This is a genomic window from Xanthomonas sp. NCPPB 1325, assembly GCF_041477645.2.
Classification (GTDB): domain Bacteria; phylum Pseudomonadota; class Gammaproteobacteria; order Xanthomonadales; family Xanthomonadaceae; genus Xanthomonas; species Xanthomonas cannabis.
The window spans coordinates 1351347-1371763 of sequence record NZ_CM192985.1 but is presented as its reverse complement, the minus strand read 5'-3'; the positions used below and the strand labels follow the sequence as shown (position 1 = coordinate 1371763).

Here is a 20417-nt window from a genome sequence, read left to right as displayed (position 1 = left end):
AACAACACCATGGCTGTAACGCCTGCATCGCTGTGTCTGCTGCGCTTGTCCGCCCTTGGCGATGTCACCCATGTGGTGTCGCTGGTGCGCACGCTGCAAGCGGGTTTCCCGCAGACGCAGCTGCACTGGATCATCGACCAGGCGGGCCTCAAGCTGCTCGACGGCCTGCCCGGCGTGCAGTTCCATGCCTACGACAAACGCGGCGGCGTGGCCGGCATGCGCGCATTACGCCGGTCGCTGGCGCCGCTGGGGCGCTTCGACGCCTTGCTGCAAATGCAGGTGGCCTTTCGCGCCAACGTGTTGTCGGCGCTCGTGCCGGCGCGCCGGCGTATCGGTTACGACCGCAGCCGCTCCAAGGATCTGCACGGGCTGTTCGTCAACGAACGCATCCCCGACCGCCCGGGCATCCACGTACTCGATGCCATCGGCAGCTTCGCCGAGCCGCTGGGCCTGCGCCAGACGCAGGTTCGCTGGGACCTGCCGGTGCCCGCTGACGCGCACGCCTGGGCACGCGCGCAGTGGGACGACGACGGCCGCCCGGTGCTGATGATTTCGCCCTGCTCCAGCCATGTGCGACGTAACTGGTACCCGGAGCGCCACGCGGCGCTGGCCGATCACGCGGCGGCGCAAGGCTGGCGCATCGTGCTGTGCGGCGGCCGCAGTGCCCTGGAACGCAGCACGGCCGACGCCATCGTCGCCGCCACGCGCGCGCCGGTGCTGGACCTGGTCGGCAAGGACACGCTCAAGCAGCTGCCTGCGCTGCTTGCCCGCGCAGACCTGGTGGTCACCCCCGATTCCGGGCCGATGCACATCGCCAACGCGATGGGCACCAAGGTGCTTGGCTTGCACGCGGCCAGCAACCCCAAACGCAGCGGGCCTTACTCGGATGTGCGCTATTGCGTGGACCGCTACGACGCGGCCGCGCGCAAACATCTGGGCAAACCGGCCGAGCAGCTCCGCTGGGGCACCAAGATCGAGTTCGAGGAGGTGATGTCGCTGATTACCGTCGACGACGCGATTGCCGCATTCGAACGCTATCGCGCCGATCATCCGCGCTGAGCATTGGCCGCTGCAGCCACGCGCGTACCGGCGCGTTGCGCGGTGCGCCTGCGCGGCGCGCAAACGTGACGCAGCGACCTCATCGTCCCGCGAGGCGATGGGCAACGCCCTGATCGCCAGCCGCCGGGACACGCACCGCCGGCCCCGCGGTCCCACTGACATACGCCAGCGCGATCACCCGATCACGTCTCAGGCGCCGGTTGCGCGGTAATCCTGATAGGACTTCTCTTCCACATACGACGAGCCCAGCGCCAGATTGATCTGCTTCTTGATCCGCGCACGCTCGTCGTTTTCGATGTACACGCTGCGTGCCAGCTGCACGAAGCCGTCGTCGAAGGTCTGCGACTGTTCCTTGAGCCGGATGTCGTCCTCGATCACCCACAGCCGCTCGTTGACGGCTTTGAGCTCGGCGCGCAGACGCACGATGTCGTGGCCGGCGGCCGGATGCGCCATCCAGCTGTTTTCCAGCGCGGACAACTCGTTGCGCACATTCGCCAGCTTGGCCGCATCGCTCATGCGCTCGGACTTGATCTGCAGGATCGCGATCTTGTCGAGCAGCTCACCAAAGGACACGGGCACCAGGATCTCGGACATGACAGGCCTCCAACGGGGATCGATCGGATTGTAGTCATCGCAGCCACAGCCGGCTGCGACACATAAACAAAAGCCCCCTTGCGGGGGCTGATGCAAATCTGGCGGAGAGGGGGGGATTCGCTCGGCACTACGCGCCTTCGCCCTGCGGGCGGCTTCGCCGTGCAGACAGCTGCGCTGTCTGTCGAACCCGGGGCTTCTCACCCCCCAACGCCGCCGGCGAAACTCACGCGGCACTGGCACAACTGCTCGCCCTAATCTGGCGGAGAGGGGGGGATTCGAACCCCCGAGGCGCTATAAACGCCTGCCTGATTTCGAGTCAGGTACATTCAACCGCTCTGCCACCTCTCCAGATGGTCCCCAGTGTCCTGGGGCCGTGCATCATACGGGCACACGCGCCAGGCCACAAGCGGCCTGGGCCAGTGTCGGTGTCACCGCCTGCCGGCCCGGCGTGAACCGGCGCTGCGGCACCGGCAATGGCTCGGTTGCTGCTGACCGTCCCGGCCGCGATGATGGTGGCGCATCTTCTCCCTGGCGACCGGCCCTATGCTCGAATTCGGACACCTCACCCACGTCGGCCTGCGCCGTGACCTCAACGAGGACACCTATTACGGCGACAGCGAGCTGGGGCTATGGCTGGTGGCCGACGGCATGGGCGGTCACGCCTGCGGCGAGGTGGCCAGTGCGCTGGCGCGCGAGACCATCGTGCGCGAAATCCGCGCCGGCACCCCGCTCGCCCAGGCCGTGCGCATCGCCGACGAAGAAATCATCAAGACCTCGCGCCGCTGCAACGATACGTTGCCGATGGGCACCACCGTGGTCGCCGCACGCGTGCTGGGCCAGCGCTTCGAAGTGGCCTGGGTCGGCGACAGCCGCGCGTATCTGTGGCGCGACGGCCGGCTGGCGCAGTTGAGCCAGGACCACAGTTATGTGCAGGAACTCATCGCCCAGGGCACGTTGACCAGCGAGCAGGCGCGCGCGCATCCGCATCGCAATGTGGTGACCCAGGCGCTGGGCGTCACCGACCCGGCGCACCTCAACGTTGCCACCATGCAGGGCGAACTCAAATCCGGCATGCAGCTACTGCTGTGCAGCGACGGCCTGACCGAGGAAGTGGACGATGCCGCCATCGCCGCAACCCTGTCGCAGGCCGACTGCAGCGCGCAGGAGTGCGTGGAATGCCTGGTGGCGGCGGCACTGGATGGCGGCGGCTCGGACAACATCACCGCCATCCTGGTGCGCAGCTACTGAGCAAGCCTGCGCGCCGTCGGCCTCGGACGTCGGCGCTGATCGCCTAACACAGCGCCGTGCTGCACCCGGCACAGGCCCACCATGGCGTATGCCGCGAGCGCGTGACGGCAGACGCCCCCGGTGCAGCCGTCCTAGCCTGCCGCAGCAACCTCCTCAACCGGCGCATCCCACAGTGCACGACCGGCTTTCTTGCGCAACTGCGCCAGCCGCGCCTCGTGCGCCTGCGTTTCCGACGCGGTGACCACGACCCGCGGCCGCGGCAACAACAAGGCCGGGTCGAAGGTGATCATGCCGCTGCCGTCCTCGGAGCGTTGGCCGGCATCGGCGCTGGCAAAGCCGATCTCTTCCTGCCCGGAGGTCAGCGCGATGTAGACATCGGCCAGGATCTGCGCATCGAGCAGGGCGCCGTGCAGCTGGCGATGCGAGTTGTCCACGCCCAGGCGCTTGCACAAGGCATCCAGTGAGTTGCGCTGCCCCGGGTAACGCTCGCGCGCCATCATCAAGGTATCGGTCACGCTGGCGCGATCGGTGATGCGGCCATAGCCGCTGCCCAGCAGCGAGAGCTCGTTATCCAGAAAGCCCAGGTCGAATGCGGCGTTGTGGATGATCAGCTCCGCACCGTCGATGTAGGCGAGAAACTCCTCCACCACGTCGCTGAAGAGCGGCTTGTCGGCCAGGAATTCCAGGGTCAGCCCGGTCACTTCCTGTGCCCCGGGCTCGAAGTCGCAATCCGGCTTCAGATAGCGATGGAAATTGTTGCCGCTGGGCCGTCGCTCCAGCAGCTCCACCGCACCGATTTCGACGACGCGGTTGCCCTTGCGCCATTCCAGGCCGGTGGTTTCTGTATCGAGAATGATCTGACGCATGAATCCTCTTACGCAGTTGCAGCGCCACTGCGCTGGGCGATGGCCTGGTTGCGGGCGAGCACGTCGACGCGCTCGTTGTCCGGATCGCCATTGTGCCCCTTCACCCAGCGCCAATCGATGCGATGGCGCTGGGTTGCCGCGTGCAGCCGCTCCCACAACTCGCGGTTCTTGACCGGGTCGCCGCCGGCAGTTTTCCATCCGCGGCGCACCCAGCCGGACATCCATTCGGTAATGCCCTGGCGCACGTATTGCGAATCGGTATGCAGCACGATCTGGCACGGCTCGGTCAACGTTTCCAGGGCCATGATCGCCGCCATCAGCTCCATCCGATTGTTGGTGGACACCGCTTCGCCGCCGGCCAATTCCTTTTCGCGGCCGTTGTAACGCAGCAGCGCTGCCCAGCCACCCGGCCCGGGGTTGCCGAGGCAGGAGCCGTCGGTATGCACTTCAATTGATTTCATCAGGTTCCAAGAGTTGCAATGAGGCGAAGGTCAGATCGTGGCCACCGGTTGCGGCCAACGCGACGGCAGCGCAATCGGTGTGGGCGCGATCGGTGCCGAGGCGCGCTTTTCCACTTCAAGTAAATACACCGCGCGCCACGGAGCGCGGCCAGGATCGGAGGAGCCGCGCCCGACACGCCAGATCGGCCCCAGGTAGCGCTCTGTTTCCACGCAGTGCAGGCCGGCGCGCTGCGCCAGCAGCCGCCAGCGATCCGGGCGCAAGGCCACCGGGCCGCGGCGCGCCCAATGAAACCGGTAAGGGCTCAGCGGGTTGAGCGTAAACAGCCACAGCCGGCCACCCGGCATCAACAGCCGCTCGCACTCGCTCAGGAAATCCGCCGCACCGCCAACCACGGCATGTTGCACCACGATGGCCTGCAGGCTTTCGGTTGGCAGCGGGAACGGCATGGCGCAGCGGGCATCGCCGGCGAACCGCCCCGCGCTGCGGAACAGGCGCAGCCCGCGCCCATCCAGCGACTCGCGTGGCGGCAGATCCTTGTTCGGCGTCAGCCACAACCACGGCTGAGAGGGACGCGTCTGCAGCGCCTCCAGTGCCAGGCGACGCTCGGACTGGAGCAGGCCGCGCCCTGCCCCCGTATCAAACCAGGATGAGACACCAGCTTGACGGGAGAATGGCGGGGCAGGCATGGTCCCAATTCTATGCGACTGATCGCCCTGCCCGCATTCGATGACAATTACATCTGGGCGCTGGTCGCCGCGGATGGCCGCGCCATCATTGTCGACCCCGGACAGGCCGAGCCGGTCATCGCTGCCGCACAGCACGATGGCGTGGTACCCACCGCCATCCTGTTGACCCACCATCACGCCGATCATGTCGGCGGCGTGGCCACGCTTCAGCAGCGCTGGCCGGACCTGGAGGTGTTCGGGCCTGACGACGAGCGCATTCCCGGCGACGCGCATCCGGTCGGTCAGGGCGAGCGCCTGACGCTGTTGGGGACGGCATTGGAGGTGCTGGAGGTTCCCGGCCACACCCGCACCCATATCGCGTTTGTGACGGACACCCACCTGTTCAGCGGTGATACCCTGTTCAGCCTAGGCTGTGGGCGGATGTTCGAAGGTACCGCTCCCCAGATGTTCGACTCGTTGCAGCGCCTGGCTTCCCTGCCTGGCGATACGCTTGTGTGTTGTGGCCACGAATACACCCTGGCCAACGCGGCCTTTGCGCTGCATGTCGATCCCACCAACGCTGCCTTGCAGCGCCGTCAACAGGAAGCCCAGGCCATGCGTCATGCAGCCCGTCCTACCCTGCCGATTTCGCTCAAGAGTGAACTGGCCACCAATCCGTTCTTACGTACCAACCGCCCCGAGATCCGCGCCGCAGTCACAACGCGCCCGACTGCAGCGGCATCCTCCGAAGTAGACGTATTCGCCGAACTTCGGCGCTGGAAAGACGAATTTCGCGCATGAGGCGGTTGGTGTTGGCAGTGCTGGCCGCGTTTGCGGCCACTGCACCGGCAGCGGCCTCGTCCAACGACGCAGCCCGCCTGAAACCCGCAGACGGCCCCACCGCATCGTCCACCGCACCCAGCATGCGTAACGGGCGGGAGATCTTTTCGGCATTTCTGGACGGCCGTGCCGATCCCGGCTGCGACAGCGAACACAGTGACACGCGCTGGGAGCAGCACTTCTCACGCGCCCCGGCCCGCCTGGCCGACGATGCACAGGATGTCCTGCCGCTGTTCGGTTATGTCGTCGATGAATTGCGCGCCGCCGACATGCCGACGGAATTCGCGCTGATTCCCTTCGTCGAGAGCGGTTATCGCCCCGGTGCGCGTAACGGCAGCGGCCCTGCGGGCCTGTGGCAGTTTGTCGCCACCACTGCACGTAACCACCATGTACCGGTGGGCGCGCAATACGATGGCCGCCTGTCGGCGGTGGATTCCACTACTGCGGCGGTGCGCTATCTCAAGACCTTGTACGGCATGTTCGGTGGCGACTGGCGACTGGCGCTGATGGCGTACAACGCCGGCGAGTACCGCGTGCTGCAGGCAATGCGCAGCGCCGGGGTGAATGCCCAGAATGCCAGCCCGTCGCAACTGCCCGGCATGTCCAAGGTCACCTACGACTACGTCGAAAAACTGCATGCGCTGGCCTGTGTCCTGGACCACGCGCAACAACAGGGTACGTTGCTGACCTCGCTGGACCGCCAGGTGCCCGTACTGACCGAGCACGCACTCCCCGCCGGCACCAGCCTCAACACCTGGGCCGGGCAGCGTGCCATCGAGCCGCAACTGCTGGCCCGCCTGAACCCTGCCGTGGCAGGTGCGCGCGCGGCCCCCAGGGGCGTCCATGTCCTGGCTCCGGCAGCGCCCGCGCAGCCCGGCTCCAGCGGTGCCGTCGTCGCCTCGACGACTCCAGTGATGGCCACGGATAACGGCGCCGCCTCCACCAGTGCTGTGATAGCCAAGGCGTCCGGCGCGCCCGCCCGGACCCACACGGTTCGCAACGGCGAATCTGCCTGGGCCATTGCCCGCCGTTACGGCATCACCGTGGCCACCCTGCTTGCCAGCAATGGCCTGGACAAGCGCGCGGTACTGAAGCCGGGCATGGTGCTGTCGTTCAACGACGCACCCTGAGGGCGCACCGGTCGGCGCCCCCACCGTTCCGGGTGCCGAACTCCCCGACCGCCATAGCCATCACGCTCTTGCAGAAGCGGCCCTGGCCGCGAGGGGGGCGTTCCCGGGAACAGTCCCCTCACGGCCAGGGCCGCTACCACCACGACACTACGCGCAGTGCGTAACGACCCGGCTAGCCGCTCGTGCCCGGCATCCTGCACTGGATAGCTTGCAACGCCGCCCGAGCGCAGGCCATGCGCGTCATTGCCACTGAACTGCCTTGTCTGGAAACGTTTTTCCGAGTCCAGGCAGCAGATTCTGCATGCGCCAAGCGCTGGCACAGGCAAGCACACCACCTCACCTTCGGACTGTTCGCACAGCACGGTGACAGGCAAAGAAAAAGCCCGGTTACCCGGGCTCGTTCCTGACACCATCCGACAGCGCGACCTTACAGCTGCGCTTCTTCGATCTGGATCTTGTACCGCTTGCGCATTTCTTTGACGTAGGCCTGCGCGGCATTGTTGCCATCGATCTGGCTCAGCTGCTCGCGCAGCATCGTCTGCTGTTCGGCCGGCATCTGCTTGAGGTCGCCCGGCGTCGCCTTGCTGATGACGAAGACCGCGAAACGACCGCCATCGAGCTCCACCTTTCCTGCCGATGGCTTGCCTGCAGTCGGACGCGGGGCACTGAAGATTGCGCGGTTTGCAGCCGGTGTCGGAATCGGCGCGGTACGCGGCAACCCCGGGATCGGCTGCACCTGCAGCTTCTCGCTGGCAGCCAGTGCCTGCAGGGTCTCGCCCTTCTGCACGCGCGCCAGCAGCGCATCGGCCGCAGCAGCCGCTGCTTTTTCAGTGCGATCGGCGTGAACCGCGGCAATCACCTTGTCGCGCACCTTGTCCAACGGCAACGCCTGTTCGGCGGTGTGATTGGTTACACGCAGCACCACGCTGTGGTTGGGCGCGATGGTGATCGGGTCGCTCACCGTGCCGTCCTGCACCAGCGTTTCGGAGAACGCCGAACGCAGCACCGCCGGGTTGGCGGCAATGCCGCTGGCCGTGGTCCGCGAGAACGGGCCCAGCGTCTGCACCGGCAGGCCGACCTGCTTGGCCGCAGGCTCCAGCGCGGTGGGGTTTTTGTAGACCTGATCCACCAACTTGCCGCTCACGTCCGCAAATGCCTTGTCGGCGTCTGCCTTGAGCTGCTCGGCGGCCAGCTGGTCACGCACCTGCTCGAACGACTTGCCCTGGCCGCCCTTGACCTCACGCAACTGGATCACGTGATAACCGAACTCGCTCTTGACCGGCCCGACCACGTCGCCCGCCTTCATCGAAAACAGTGCGTCTTCGAATGGCTTGACCATGGTGCCCTTTTCGACCCAACCCAGGTCGCCACCGGCAGCCTTGGAACCGGGGTCCTGCGAGTTGGCCTTGGCCAGTGCCGCAAAATCGGCGCCTGCCTGCTTGGCTTCCGCTGCAAGCTTTGCCGCCTTCGCCTCGGCCGCCTTTTGCGCGGCAGCATCGCTGCCGGCACTGATCAGGATATGCGACGCCAGACGCTGATCCGGCTCGACGAAGCGCGCCTTCTCTTCCTCATAGCGCTTGCGCAACGTCGCCTCGTCGGCTGCCGTGGCAGGCGGCATCGTGGCGGCATTGAGCTCCACATATTCGATGGTCACCGTCTCGGGCTGACGGAAGTCCTGCGCATGCGTGTCGTACCACTGCTTGATCTGCGCATCGCTAACGGGTGCGGTATCGGCCGCCGGCGCCGGCAGCATTGCCAACTCCACATCGCGCGTCTCGCCCATCAGCTTGAGCAGACGCTCGAACTCGGCCTTGGTTGCAAACCCCGATTCGGCCACGGCCTGCGGGATCACCGACTGCTGCAGGCTGTCGCGTACCAGCGCGTCGAACTGCGCAGGCGTGCGCGGCGGCGTGCCCTGTGCCAGCGCGGCGCGATACTGGTCGGGGCTGAACTTGCCGTCGACCTGGAACGCCTGGATGTTGGTGATGTAGTCGCGCACCGTCGCATCGCCGATCACGATGCCGGCATCTTCCGCGCCCAGACGCACCACTTGTTCGTCGACCAGCTGGTCGAGTACCTGCAGCTTGTTCTCGCGGGATTCGAACGTGCGCGGGTCGAAATTCTCGCCCTGGCGCTGACGTTCCTGCATGCGCGCCTGCTCGAAGCGTGCACGGAAATCCTGCGTGCTGATCTCATGGTGCTGCCACAGCAGCGAGACCGGCCACCATGACGGCGCCGATTTCCACCACGTGGGTGGCGCCTGTACCTTGGCCACGTTGTTGGCGCCAATGCCGCCCAGGTAGCTGTTGTCGATGACGAACAGGAACGGAATCATCAGCAACCCCAGGATGGCGGTAGCGATCCAGCCTGACGTCTTGTCGCGAAGTTTCTGCAGCATTGGCAAATCACGGCCTGTGGGCGAGCCGCGCAGTGTAACCCGCTTGACGCCAAGCACCCAGCCCGACGCCCGCCACCACAGCGCGGCGATGCATAAAACCGGATCACGGCGCAGAGGCCGCGGCGCCCTGGACGTGGTGGAGAGAAGGACAGACATGGCACCCGCTCCGCCATGCCCAGGCCATCTGTCTGCAGCGCTGCAACCGCCAAACCCACCGCGAGACAGACACCATAAAAAAAGCCCCCGGCACAAGGCCGAGGGCTCGGGTACAACTGGCGGAGCGGACGGGACTCGAACCCGCGACCTCCGGCGTGACAGGCCAGCATTCTAACCAGCTGAACTACCGCTCCGCTTTAAACTTGGACATCTTCCCCACCGCATTCGCAGCGCGAATGTTGTGGAGAAAACGAAGCCCCCAATCGCTCAGGGGCTTCGGTGTAACTGGCGGAGCGGACGGGACTCGAACCCGCGACCTCCGGCGTGACAGGCCAGCATTCTAACCAGCTGAACTACCGCTCCGCGCTTGAAACCTTGCCTGGTGCTTAGTGGTGGGTGCTGAGGGTTTCGAACCCCCGACCCTCTCCGTGTAAGGGAGACGCTCTACCGCTGAGCTAAGCACCCTAGCGAGTCGATTAGTTTACTGCATCCTTCAGGGCTTTGCCAGCCTTGAATGCGGGATTCTTCGAAGCGGCGATCTTGATGCTGTCGCCCGTCTTCGGATTGCGGCCGGTACGCTCAGCGCGCTCGCGGACCTGGAAGGTGCCGAAGCCAACGAGGGTGACGGCGTCGCCCTTCTTCAGCGCCTTGGTGATTTCGCTCACAACCGCGTCGACAGCACGGCCAGCTTCAGCCTTGGAGATGTCAGCGGCAGCGGCAACGCCATCGATCAATTCGGTTTTATTCATTCTTGAAACTCCCTTTGCGGCAGATGCCGCGGAATCGACAATCGGCGCTCTTGCCGTTAGCGAAGAACCCGACACAAGTGGTATCGCGTGACGCATCACATTTTGCCGCGCCCACGAGTCGTGCATTTATACCAGCGCCCCCAACAGCACGCAAGCCAAAACCCAATAACGACGCGGGTTTTGGCTTGTTTCGGGATGTCCTAGACAGCGCGCGTTAGTGCTTGACGCGCGTGCCGGGAGTGGTGCGCGACTTACCGCGGACGGCAACGCGCGATGCAGTCTTGCGCGCCTTTTCCTTGCCGGCCTTTTTCGGTGCCAGCGGGCGCTCCAACGCCAGGTCCAGCACTTCGTCGATCCACTTCACCGGCACGATTTTGAGATCGCGGGTGACGTTGGCCGGGATGTCGGCAAGATCCTTGCGGTTCTCGTCCGGGATCAACACCGTGCGGATACCGCCGCGCAATGCCGCCAGCAGCTTCTCCTTCAACCCACCGATCGCCGAGACGCGGCCACGCAGGGTGATCTCGCCGGTCATCGCCACATCGGCACGGATAGGCACCTTGGTCAGGATCGACACCAGCGAAGTCACCATCGCAATGCCCGCGCTCGGGCCATCCTTGGGGGTCGCGCCGTCGGGCACGTGCACGTGCACGTCCTGCTTCTGCAGGAAATCCACGTCGATGCCCAGCCGCTCGGCGCGCGAACGTACCACCGACAGCGCAGCCGATGCCGATTCCTTCATGACGTTGCCAAGCTGACCGGTGAGGATCAGGTTGCCCTTGCCCGGCACCAGCGTGGATTCGACCTGCAGCAACTCGCCGCCGACTTCGGTCCATGCCAGACCGGTCACAAGGCCGATCTCGTTTTCTTCTTCGGCGCGCCCGAAGTCGAAACGACGCACACCCAGATACGTGTCGAGATTCTTCGAACCAACCGTTACCAGCGCCTTTGGCTTGCCCTTCTTGGCCACGGCTTTCTTGCCCGCCGGCTGCGGGCCGGCCAGCGCGATTTCCTTGACCACCTTGCGGCAGATCTTGGCGATTTCACGCTCCAGGTTACGCACGCCCGATTCGCGCGTGTAATAGCGCACGACATCCTGGATCGCATCGGCACCGATCTCGATCTCTTCCGGCTTCAAACCGTTGGCCTTGATCTGCTTGGGCACCAGATACCGCATGGCGATATTGAGCTTTTCATCCTCGGTGTAGCCGGGGATGCGGATCACTTCCATGCGGTCCAGCAGCGGGCCCGGGATGTTGAGCGAGTTGGAGGTGGCGACGAACATCACCTCCGACAGATCCAGATCCACTTCCAGATAATGGTCGTTGAAGGAGTTGTTCTGCTCCGGATCCAGCACTTCCAGCAATGCCGACGACGGATCGCCACGGAAGTCCATCGACATCTTGTCGATCTCGTCCAGCAGGAAAAGCGGGTTCTTGCTGCCGACCTTGTTGAGGTTCTGCACCAGGCGGCCCGGCATCGAGCCAACGTAGGTCCGGCGATGGCCGCGGATCTCGGCCTCGTCGCGGATGCCGCCCAGGCTCATGCGCACGAACTTGCGGTTGGTCGCCTTGGCGATCGATTGGCCGAGCGAGGTCTTGCCCACACCCGGCGGCCCGACCAGGCACAGGATCGGCCCCTTCATCTGCTTCACGCGCGACTGCACAGCCAGGTATTCAAGGATGCGCTCCTTGACCTTGTCCAGACCGTAGTGGTCGGCGTCCAGCGTGTCTTCGGCCACCTTGAGGTCCTTGCGCACCTTGGTGCGCTTCTTCCACGGCACGCCCAGCAGCCAGTCCAGATAGTTGCGCACCACCGCCGCTTCGGCGGACATGGGCGACATCTGCTTGAGCTTGTTGAGCTCGGCCTTGGCCTTGGTCTCGACCGGCTTGGGCATGCCCGCCTCGGCGATCTTGCGGGCAAGCTCTTCCAGCTCACCCGGCGCGTCGTCCAGGTCGCCCAGTTCCTTCTGGATCGCCTTCATCTGTTCATTGAGGTAGTACTCGCGCTGGCTCTTTTCCATCTGCGACTTGACGCGGCCGCGGATGCGCTTTTCCAGCTGCTGCACGTCGATTTCGCCGTCCACCAAGCCAACCAGCAGCTCCAGGCGCTCACCGATATCGGTGATCTCCAGCAGGCGCTGCTTGTCGGCCAGGCGCACGCCGATATGCGCGGCGATGGTGTCGGCCAGGCGCCCCGGCTCGTCGATGCCGGCCAGGGTCTGCAGTAGTTCCGGCGGCAGCTTGCGGTTGGTCTTGACGTACTGCTCGAACAGCGACATCAGCGAGCGCGCAATCGCTTCCACCTCGCGCGGCTCACGAGCATCGCTGGCTTCGACCTCGGTGCCTTGGCCCTGCAGTGCGCCGTCCTGCTCGACGACCTTGTCGACAGTGACGCGCGACAGGCCTTCGACCAGCACCTTGATGGTGCCGTCGGGCAATTTGAGCAGCTGCAACACCTGCGCCAGGGTGCCGACGGTATACAGATCGCCGGCCGCCGGGTCGTCGGTTTCGGCCGACTTCTGCGCCACCAGCAGGATGCGCTTGTCCGCTTCCATGGCTTTTTCCAGCGCGCGCATCGACTTGTCACGGCCGACGAACAGCGGGATCACCATGTGCGGAAACACCACCACGTCGCGCAGCGGCAACACCGGCAGATCGAAAACTTCTGATTGGGACTGGGCCATGGGGCGCTCCGCAGGAATGGGGGTTTAGAGGCACAAAAAAGCCGATGGCCCCGTTATGGGGCCATCGGCGAGGTGTTGCAAGTAGCGCTCGGAAAGCCTTTAGCCGCGAGCGGGGCCAGGCCCGGGCAACGCGGCCGCAGGACTCAGTCGCCGGACGCGGCCTTGGCCGGAGCCGGTTGCGCCTGGTAGATCAGGTACGGCTCGGATTTGTGCTCGATCACCGACTCGTCCACCACCACCTTGCTGACGTTTTCCTGCGAGGGCAGCTCGTACATCGTGTCCAGCAGGACCGATTCGACGATGGTGCGCAGGCCACGGGCACCGGTCTTGCGCTTGAGCGCCTTCTTGGCGATCGCGGACAAGGCATCCGGGCGGAACTCCAGTTCCACGCCTTCCATGTCGAACAGCTTCTTGAACTGCTTGGTGATGGCGTTCTTCGGCTCGGTCAGGATCTTGATCAGCGCCGGCTCGTCCAGCTCCTCCAGCGTTGCAACCACCGGCAGGCGGCCGACGAATTCGGGGATCAGGCCGAACTTGATCAGATCTTCCGGCTCGACCTCTGCCAGGATCTTGCCAACTTCCTGCTTGCGCTCACTGCTCTTGACCTTGGCACCGAAGCCGATGCCGCCAGCGTCGTTGGAACGCTGCTGAATCACCTTGTCCAGGCCGGCGAACGCGCCGCCGCAGATGAACAGAATGTTCTTGGTGTCGACCTGCAGGAACTCCTGCTGCGGATGCTTGCGGCCACCCTGCGGCGGCACCGAGGCAACCGTGCCTTCGATCAGCTTCAGCAGCGCCTGCTGCACGCCTTCGCCGGACACGTCACGGGTGATCGACGGGTTCTCGCTCTTACGCGAGATCTTGTCGATTTCGTCGATATAGACAATGCCCTGCTGCGCCTTCTCGACGTCGTAGTCGCACTTCTGCAGCAGCTTCTGGATGATGTTTTCCACGTCCTCGCCGACATAGCCGGCCTCGGTCAGCGTGGTGGCATCGGCGATCGTGAACGGCACATTGAGCAGGCGTGCCAGCGTCTCGGCCAGCAGCGTCTTGCCCGACCCGGTCGGACCGACCAGCAGGATGTTGGACTTCGCCAGCTCGACGTCGTCGTTTTTGCTGCGGCTCTCGATGCGCTTGTAGTGGTTGTACACCGCCACTGCGAGCGTGCGCTTGGCGCGCAACTGCCCGATCACGTACTGATCCAGCACTTCAAGGATCTCGCGCGGCTTGGGCAGGCTGGAACGTGCCGACTGCGCCTTCTCTTCGAGTTCTTCGCGGATGATGTCGTTGCACAGCTCAACGCACTCATCGCAGATGAACACGCTGGGACCGGCAATCAGCTTACGGACTTCATGCTGACTCTTACCGCAGAACGAGCAGTAGAGAATCTTGTTGCTGTCGCCGGAACGACCTTGGCGGTCTTCGCTCATGCTTCTGTTACCCAGTTACCCCACCCGATGTACGGGGGTTCGATTTCGAGAATAGCACAGGGTCGGGAGGACATTCGCCCCACCCGACCCTGCCGGTTTTTCCTGCAATTTCAGCGACCTGGCGATCAAGACGGCTGGATCGACTCTTCCGGACGACGCTCGAGCACCTGATCGACCAGACCATAGGCCTGCGCATCGACCGCACTCTTGAAGTTGTCGCGCTCGGTGTCGCGCGCGATGGTTTCCAGCGACTGACCAGTGTGCTTGGCCAGGATCTCGTTCAGGCGCGAACGCAGGGTCAGGATTTCACGGGCGTGGATGTCGATATCGGTCGCCTGGCCCTGGAAGCCGCCCAGCGGCTGATGGATCATCACGCGCGAGTTCGGCAGCGCGTAACGCTTGCCGGCCGCACCCGACGCCAGCAGCAGCGCGCCCATCGAGGCCGCCTGACCGACGCAGATGGTGCTCACGTCCGGCTTGATGTACTGCATGGTGTCGTAGATCGCCATGCCGGCCGTGACCACGCCGCCGGGCGAATTGATGTAGATGCTGATGTCCTTTTCCGGGTTGTCCGCTTCCAGGAACAGCAGCTGGGCCACGATGACGTTGGCCATATGGTCGTCGATGGGACCGACCAGGAAGATCAGACGCTCCTTCAGCAGACGCGAGTAGATGTCGTACGCACGCTCGCCACGGCTGGTCTGCTCGACCACCATGGGCACCAGGTTCAGGGCTTTGGTCACAATGCTCATCGGTCTTCCTGTTGTGGCAGCGGCCTGTGCCGACGCCCGTGTTCGATATCCGCACCCTGACGACGGCAGGGCGCGGTTCTCTTGCTACCGCCTCAGACCCGGATGGCGTCCTGGAACGACAGCGGCTGCTCGGTGTGCTGGGCGCGCTCGGCGATCCAATCGATCACCTGCTCTTCCATCACACGGCTCTGCAGCCCACCCATCAGTTGGGGGTCGTTGCGGTACATCTCAATGACCTGTTCGGGCTCTTCGTAGGTCGAGGCGATCAGACGCAGCGTTTCGCTGACGCGCTTGGATTCCAAACGCAGTTCATTGCGACGGGCCACTTCGCCCACCAGCAGACCGACCAGCACGCGCTTGGCGGCGGCGTCCATGAAGCCCTGATGCGCGTCGTCCGGCACCTGGCCCGGATCGCGGCCGCTGCGGCGAACCTGCTCAACCTGCTGGGCCAGCATCGAACGCGCTTCGTTCTCGACCAGACGCGGCGGCATTTCGACGTGCGCGTAGGCGGCAATCAGCTGCTCGCCCACTTCGCGACGCAGGCGGTTCATCAGCGCGCCCTTGAGCTCGCGCTCCAGGTTGGTGCGGATGTCGGCGCGGAACTGCTCGGCATCGCCACTCTTCACGCCGAAGCTCTTGATGAACTCCTTGTCCACTACCGGCAGCACCGGCTCGGACACCTCGACCGCCTTGACGTGCACCTGCACGGTCTTGCCGGCCAGCTGCGGCACGCGCCACTCGGCGGGGAAATCGATGGTCAGGGTCTTGTCTTCACCCTTGGTCAGGCCTTCCAGGCCCTTTTCGATCTGGTCGAACATCACGCCCGAGCCCAGCACGCTGCTGCCGGTCTCCACGCCTTCGGCGGGCAGACGCTCGTCGCCGGCCTGCGACCAGGTCTCCAGCGCCACCAAGTCGCCGACCTGCGCGCCGCGCTCGACCGGATTCCAGGTGCGGCGCTGCAGGCGCAGGTTTTCGATCATCTGGTCGATGTCGGCATCGGTCACTTCGGCGGTATGACGCACCACCGACAGCTGGCTCACGTCGATGTCGCCGAAATCCGGCACCACTTCGAAAGTGGCGACGAAATCGAAGTCGCTCTCGCCCTGGTCGATCCGCGGGTTGCCGGCCAGGCGCAGCGAGTGCTCGCGCACCGCCGAATCGAAGGTCTCCCGCAGCAGGCCTTCCATCGCTTCGGCACGCACCTGCTGACCGAAGCGCTGCTCGATGACCTTGGTCGGCACCTTGCCGGGACGGAAGCCCTTGATGCGGGTGGTCCGCGCAAGTTCGCGCAGGCGGCCACCGACATGCGTCTCCAGGCGCTCCTGCGGCAGGGTGAAGGTCAGGCGGCGTTCCAGATTGCCGGTGGATTCGATCGATGCTTGCATGTTGACTCCTGCCACCGACAGCGCACGGCGTCGGCACGAGATGGAAGATGCGGGTTGACGGATGGCGAGAAAGCCGCCGAGCCTTGTAGTTTCGCCGATAACGGCGGCCGCTGCCAGCGGGATGCGTGCAATGGCACGCCTGGCGAGAAAAACCTGTGGTCTACATGGGCGGCGGCGGCCGGAACACTCACGGCCGCGCTGCACTGGTGCGAAAGGGGGGACTCGAACCCCCACGCCTTGCGGCGTCAGAACCTAAATCTGGTGCGTCTACCAATTCCGCCACTTTCGCAGTGCTGTACGCGCCCGCCATTGTTGCAGGGATGCTGGCAAAGAAAAAGCGCTGCTGCCGGTCCAGGGCGGTCTGCCGCCATTTCTGACCTTCCTGGCGGCCCTTGGCTCCCTCTTCGCAGCGCTCCCGACATCTACCAGTACGCTAGAGTCCGGTGAATGGTTCAGCGTGGCGCCCTGCTGCAGCATGAAGCAGTGCCGTGTTCTTGTGCACGGCGACAGCAATGTTTGCGAAAATTCCGTTAATCAGCCGAGAGAGACAACCGCCGCGATGAGAGATCGGTATCGGCAGATCGTGGCACTGTCGCGAGACTGCATCAAAGAGATCGACCTCAACGGGCGGATCACGGCAGTCAACGTCAACGGCTTGACCGTCCTTGGCGCCAGCCACCAGGACCAGCTGCTCTCCCGCCCGTGGCGCGAGTTCTGGCCGGCGGAGTCCGTGCACCTGGTGGATGCGGCAATGGCAGCATCGATCGATGGCACGGTGCACGAGTTCGAGGCGGCCTGCGTCAATTTCGTTGGCGTCCGGCAGACCTGGCAGGTGGTCACCAGCCCGTTGTTCGATGAGTTCGGCAATGTCGAAGCCATCCTGGCGGTCAGCAAGAACATCTCTGACCGCCGGGCACTGGAGGCGGCCTTCCACACGCTGGACCGCACCCTGAAGGCAGAGCGTGAATTCTCCATCGGCGCGCTGATGCTGGCACGCACGCGCGAGCATTCGCTGTCGACCGAGCTGCATACCTTGCGCGACCTGCACGAGCGCACCGAAGGCGACCTGGATATCGCGCGTGCCGCGCAGGGCGCTGCGGAGAAGATTTCCGAGCAGGCGCAGAAAGGCGAGGCAGTCGGCCAATTGCTTGCCGGCGTCGTGCACGACTTGAACAACGTGCTGCAGGCTGCCACGTCGGCGATCGATCTGGTGGTGCAACGCGGGCAGATCGATGCACAGGATGCCAAGCTGCTCGGCGTCGCCGATGCGGCGCTTCAACACGGCTCGGTCATGGCGCAGCGCCTGGTCGGGTTTTCGCGCCAATATCCGTATAGCCCCGAAGTGGTCGACCTGGCCGCCCTGGCCGAACAGCTCAACCCGCTGCTGGAGCAGGTGATCAGCGCGGACCTGCAGCTGCAGTTGCACAGCGATGCGGGCGGATGCTGCGCGATGGTCGACCGACACACGGTGGAACGCGCGATCTTGAACTTGGTCATCAATGCGCGCGATGCCTGCGACAGCGGCGGCATCATCCGTGTCGAGACGGGCTACGCACGCGTGACCGAGGCCGACGCAAGCCTGACCAAACCCGCCGGGGCCTACGTCACCATCGCCGTCGCCGATAATGGTCATGGGATGGATCAACAGGTGCAGTCACGCCTGTTCGAAGCCTACTTCACCACCAAGGGTGCAGACCGCGGCGCCGGCCTGGGCCTGGCGCAGGTCCACAGCGCCGTGCGGCAGGCAGGCGGTTTTGTCGAAGTCATTTCGGCGCCGGGTGAAGGCGCGCGCTTCCTGCTTGCGTTTCCACGCGTGGATCAGGCTTAGCATCTGATCGGCGGGTGCAAGAGCCGACACACTGCATTGCGCCGCAAGCAAGTGAGATACCGGTGTAAACCGCTGCGTAATGCGGCGCACCGCATCACCGATGCCACAGGCCGATTACTGCCGCCCGCCGGCACTACCTCGGTCGTGTCGGCACCATGCCGATGTAGTTCAAGAAGTCGGCGGGACGTCTGCAACGATGACATGCGCTCGCGCTGAGAGTCATCCAGCCACCTTTGTGAGCGATGCAGCCTTGCCAGTCACTTGCCGCGTAGCCTGGATGCCAACCGAACCGCCTGGTGACGCCGACTCGTCCTGACTGGCCCTTGCACCGGGAAAAGCGGCGCCCCCTGGCGCACTGATGCTGGCCTGCGTCCAGGCAGCCGCGCCCAACATCCGATGAATCGATAGAGGCAAAGGCGTGCGTGACACCTCGCGCATTCGCGCCGGGAGTGCGCGCTTCGTTGTTGCCGAATGCGGCCCTGATCCACAGGCCCATAGTCTGGCCTCCTGAACAGTCAGGGCCTCGCCAGCACCCATCCATTACCTGTCGCAACGCCGTCACTGGCGATCAGGGCACCGCGTTCGCCTCGGGCCACACGCCCCGCTGACAACGCGCTGATCGCATGCAATCCATGCCACCACTGTCGGCAGCCAATACCTTGAAGCCTCCCATCACTCCCCCACGCAGCCGCATTCCCCTGCGGTCGCACATCAGGACACCCGCCATGGGAAACAAACGAAATCGCAATGCATCACGTCTGCTCACCGCCATTGGAACCGCGCTGGCCTTCCTGCCCGTGATCGCGATGGCATCGCCTGCGCGTGGCACCCTGCTCAACAGCAACTTCCTCACCAGCTATACCCGCACCGCGCTTGCTGCATTGCTGCCTAATGACAAGGCCAGCGACCTGCCCAAATGCGATGTCAGGGTGGCCGAGTTCACCTATGCAACGGTCGGCGTGAAGGGTGAACCGACCACGGCGTCTGGCGTAGTGCTCGTGCCAGGCGGTGCCAGCTGCACAGGCCCCTATCCGTTGCTGAGCTGGGACCCAGGCACCGAACCGCAACGTGCCGCAGAGCAGGCCAAGGAGATTCGTGACGCAAAGGGCGATGACCCGCTCGTCACCCGACTGGCCGGCCAGGGATACGTGGTGGTCAGCACCGATTATCTGGGCTTGGGCAAGTCCACCTATCCATTCCACCCCTACCTGCACGCGGACAGCGAAGCCAGCGCGACCATCGATGCGATGCGCGCCGCCCGCCAGGTCCTGGCGCGGCTGAACACCCCGCTGTCGGGCAAGGTGATGCTGTCGGGCTACTCGCAAGGTGGTCACGCCGCCATGGCAACCCAGCGCGAAATCGAGGCGCACTATCCCAACGAATTCAAGCTGGCCGCCAGCGCACCGATTTCCGGCCCGTATGCATTGAGCCAGACCTTCCTGGACAGCTGGAGCGGACGCAATGCCGTTGGCGAAAGCACGTTCGGCCTGGTGCTGGTGACCTACGCCCTGGTCGGCATGCAGCACGCCTACCAGAATGTCTACCTCTCGCCGTCACAAGTGTTCAAGGACCCGTGGGCGGGAAAAGTCGAAGGCCTTTTCCCGGGCAAGAACGATCTGATCGATCTGGCCGTCGGCGGACTGCTGCCGACGATCGACAAGGTCGGCAGCTATTTCCAGCCGAGCTTCTACAAGGATTTCCCGCTCAACCCCAACAACCGGTTCCGCCAGGACCTGGCGCGTAACGATCTGCTGGACTGGACGCCACGGACGCGCACATTGCTCTGCGGCTCCTCCAATGACGCCACCGTGCCACTGAAGAACGCGAGCACCGCCATCGACGCCTTCAAGCGCCGCGGCAGCACGCAGGTCTCGGTGGTGGATGTGGGCACCGGCAATCCCGCCGACAACGATGCCCTGGCACATCTGGCCAGCAAGGAAAGCTGCATGATCGCCGTGCGCCAGCAGTTGCTGGACAAGCAACGCTGAACGCAGGCGCTTGCGCACAGCGACACGGGACGCACGCAACACCAGGACGGCGCGCAGCGCATTGCCGCCGTCTGCACAGCGACGATGCCGTTGCCAGGATGAAAAAGCCGGGCGCCATTGATCTGGCGCCCGACGCGCCAGCGGTCATTGCACACAGCAAGACGCGCTGGATGCCACGCAG

The 20417-nt window shown here is 64.7% G+C and carries 16 protein-coding genes and 5 tRNA genes; 6 read left to right on the top strand and 15 right to left on the bottom strand.

The window, feature by feature from the left end:
* Positions 1-9 precede the first annotated feature (9 nt).
* The gene (locus ACCQ10_RS05690) at positions 10-1059 is read left to right on the top strand and encodes a glycosyltransferase family 9 protein (protein WP_372362454.1); all 1050 of its coding nucleotides are present in this window, start codon (positions 10-12) and stop codon (positions 1057-1059) included.
* Between the two features lie 189 nt (positions 1060-1248).
* Here the strand turns inward: ACCQ10_RS05690 and ACCQ10_RS05685 are convergent, their stop codons facing one another.
* Together ACCQ10_RS05685 and ACCQ10_RS05680 are read right to left on the bottom strand one after the other, a co-directional pair.
* Positions 1249-1653 (bottom strand): DUF6165 family protein, encoded by a 405-nt coding sequence (locus ACCQ10_RS05685; RefSeq protein WP_372362453.1) that lies wholly within the window; start codon positions 1651-1653, stop codon positions 1249-1251.
* Between the two features lie 257 nt (positions 1654-1910).
* A tRNA-Ser gene (locus ACCQ10_RS05680) sits at positions 1911-2001 on the bottom strand.
* A gap of 195 nt (positions 2002-2196) precedes the next feature.
* Here ACCQ10_RS05680 and ACCQ10_RS05675 point away from each other — a divergent pair.
* The gene (locus ACCQ10_RS05675; protein WP_019302615.1) at positions 2197-2901 is read left to right on the top strand and encodes a PP2C family protein-serine/threonine phosphatase; all 705 of its coding nucleotides are present in this window, start codon (positions 2197-2199) and stop codon (positions 2899-2901) included.
* Between the two features lie 131 nt (positions 2902-3032).
* On the opposite strand, the gene dnaQ is transcribed toward ACCQ10_RS05675, so the two are convergent.
* The 3 genes from dnaQ to ACCQ10_RS05660 are packed head-to-tail and all read right to left on the bottom strand — an operon-like array spanning position 3033 to position 4915.
* The gene (dnaQ, locus tag ACCQ10_RS05670; RefSeq protein ID WP_166744017.1) at positions 3033-3767 is read right to left on the bottom strand and encodes a DNA polymerase III subunit epsilon; all 735 of its coding nucleotides are present in this window, start codon (positions 3765-3767) and stop codon (positions 3033-3035) included.
* A gap of 8 nt (positions 3768-3775) precedes the next feature.
* Positions 3776-4228, bottom strand: a complete 453-nt coding sequence (gene rnhA, locus ACCQ10_RS05665) for a ribonuclease HI (RefSeq protein WP_104581088.1) — start codon at positions 4226-4228, stop codon at positions 3776-3778.
* Between the two features lie 30 nt (positions 4229-4258).
* The gene (locus tag ACCQ10_RS05660) at positions 4259-4915 is read right to left on the bottom strand and encodes a hypothetical protein (RefSeq protein ID WP_372362452.1); all 657 of its coding nucleotides are present in this window, start codon (positions 4913-4915) and stop codon (positions 4259-4261) included.
* Between the two features lie 12 nt (positions 4916-4927).
* Between ACCQ10_RS05660 and gloB the strand changes: the two genes are divergently transcribed.
* Positions 4928-5695, top strand: coding sequence for a hydroxyacylglutathione hydrolase (gene gloB / locus ACCQ10_RS05655; protein ID WP_372363061.1), 768 nt, complete (start codon positions 4928-4930; stop codon positions 5693-5695).
* On the top strand, positions 5692-6864 hold the full coding sequence (locus tag ACCQ10_RS05650; RefSeq protein WP_372362451.1) for a lytic transglycosylase domain-containing protein: 1173 nt from the start codon (positions 5692-5694) through the stop codon (positions 6862-6864). Before gloB ends, ACCQ10_RS05650 begins: the two co-directional genes overlap by 4 nt.
* Positions 6865-7291: 427 nt before the next feature.
* Here the strand turns inward: ACCQ10_RS05650 and ACCQ10_RS05645 are convergent, their stop codons facing one another.
* The 10 genes from ACCQ10_RS05645 to ACCQ10_RS05600 all read right to left on the bottom strand — a co-directional run bounded on the left by ACCQ10_RS05645 (position 7292) and on the right by ACCQ10_RS05600 (position 16709).
* Positions 7292-9262: a peptidyl-prolyl cis-trans isomerase gene (locus ACCQ10_RS05645; protein ID WP_228891191.1), complete on the bottom strand. Its 1971-nt coding sequence runs from the start codon at positions 9260-9262 to the stop codon at positions 7292-7294.
* Between the two features lie 273 nt (positions 9263-9535).
* Positions 9536-9612: transfer RNA gene (locus ACCQ10_RS05640), tRNA-Asp, on the bottom strand.
* Positions 9613-9704: 92 nt separating this feature from the next.
* Positions 9705-9781: transfer RNA gene (locus ACCQ10_RS05635), tRNA-Asp, on the bottom strand.
* A 27-nt stretch (positions 9782-9808) separates the two neighbouring features.
* A tRNA-Val gene (locus tag ACCQ10_RS05630) sits at positions 9809-9883 on the bottom strand.
* Between the two features lie 11 nt (positions 9884-9894).
* Positions 9895-10167, bottom strand: coding sequence for a non-specific DNA-binding protein Hbs (gene hbs, locus ACCQ10_RS05625; protein ID WP_002806049.1), 273 nt, complete (start codon positions 10165-10167; stop codon positions 9895-9897).
* A gap of 214 nt (positions 10168-10381) precedes the next feature.
* Complete coding sequence (gene lon, locus ACCQ10_RS05620; protein WP_372362450.1) at positions 10382-12853, bottom strand: endopeptidase La; 2472 nt, start codon at positions 12851-12853, stop codon at positions 10382-10384.
* Positions 12854-12996: 143 nt separating this feature from the next.
* Positions 12997-14283 (bottom strand): ATP-dependent Clp protease ATP-binding subunit ClpX, encoded by a 1287-nt coding sequence (gene clpX / locus ACCQ10_RS05615; protein ID WP_003483788.1) that lies wholly within the window; start codon positions 14281-14283, stop codon positions 12997-12999.
* 125 nt (positions 14284-14408) lie between these two features.
* Positions 14409-15035 carry an ATP-dependent Clp endopeptidase proteolytic subunit ClpP gene (gene clpP / locus ACCQ10_RS05610; protein ID WP_002806026.1) on the bottom strand — a complete coding sequence of 209 codons (627 nt, stop codon included), beginning with the start codon at positions 15033-15035 and terminating at the stop codon, positions 14409-14411.
* A 92-nt stretch (positions 15036-15127) separates the two neighbouring features.
* Positions 15128-16420: a trigger factor gene (gene tig / locus ACCQ10_RS05605; protein ID WP_104581082.1), complete on the bottom strand. Its 1293-nt coding sequence runs from the start codon at positions 16418-16420 to the stop codon at positions 15128-15130.
* Positions 16421-16624: 204 nt separating this feature from the next.
* A tRNA-Leu gene (locus ACCQ10_RS05600) sits at positions 16625-16709 on the bottom strand.
* A gap of 270 nt (positions 16710-16979) precedes the next feature.
* Here ACCQ10_RS05600 and ACCQ10_RS05595 point away from each other — a divergent pair.
* Positions 16980-18248, top strand: coding sequence for a two-component system sensor histidine kinase NtrB (locus ACCQ10_RS05595; protein ID WP_372362449.1), 1269 nt, complete (start codon positions 16980-16982; stop codon positions 18246-18248).
* 725 nt (positions 18249-18973) lie between these two features.
* Entirely contained in the window at positions 18974-20236 is a 1263-nt protein-coding gene (locus tag ACCQ10_RS05590; protein WP_372362448.1) for a lipase family protein, read from the top strand.
* Positions 20237-20417 lie beyond the last annotated feature (181 nt).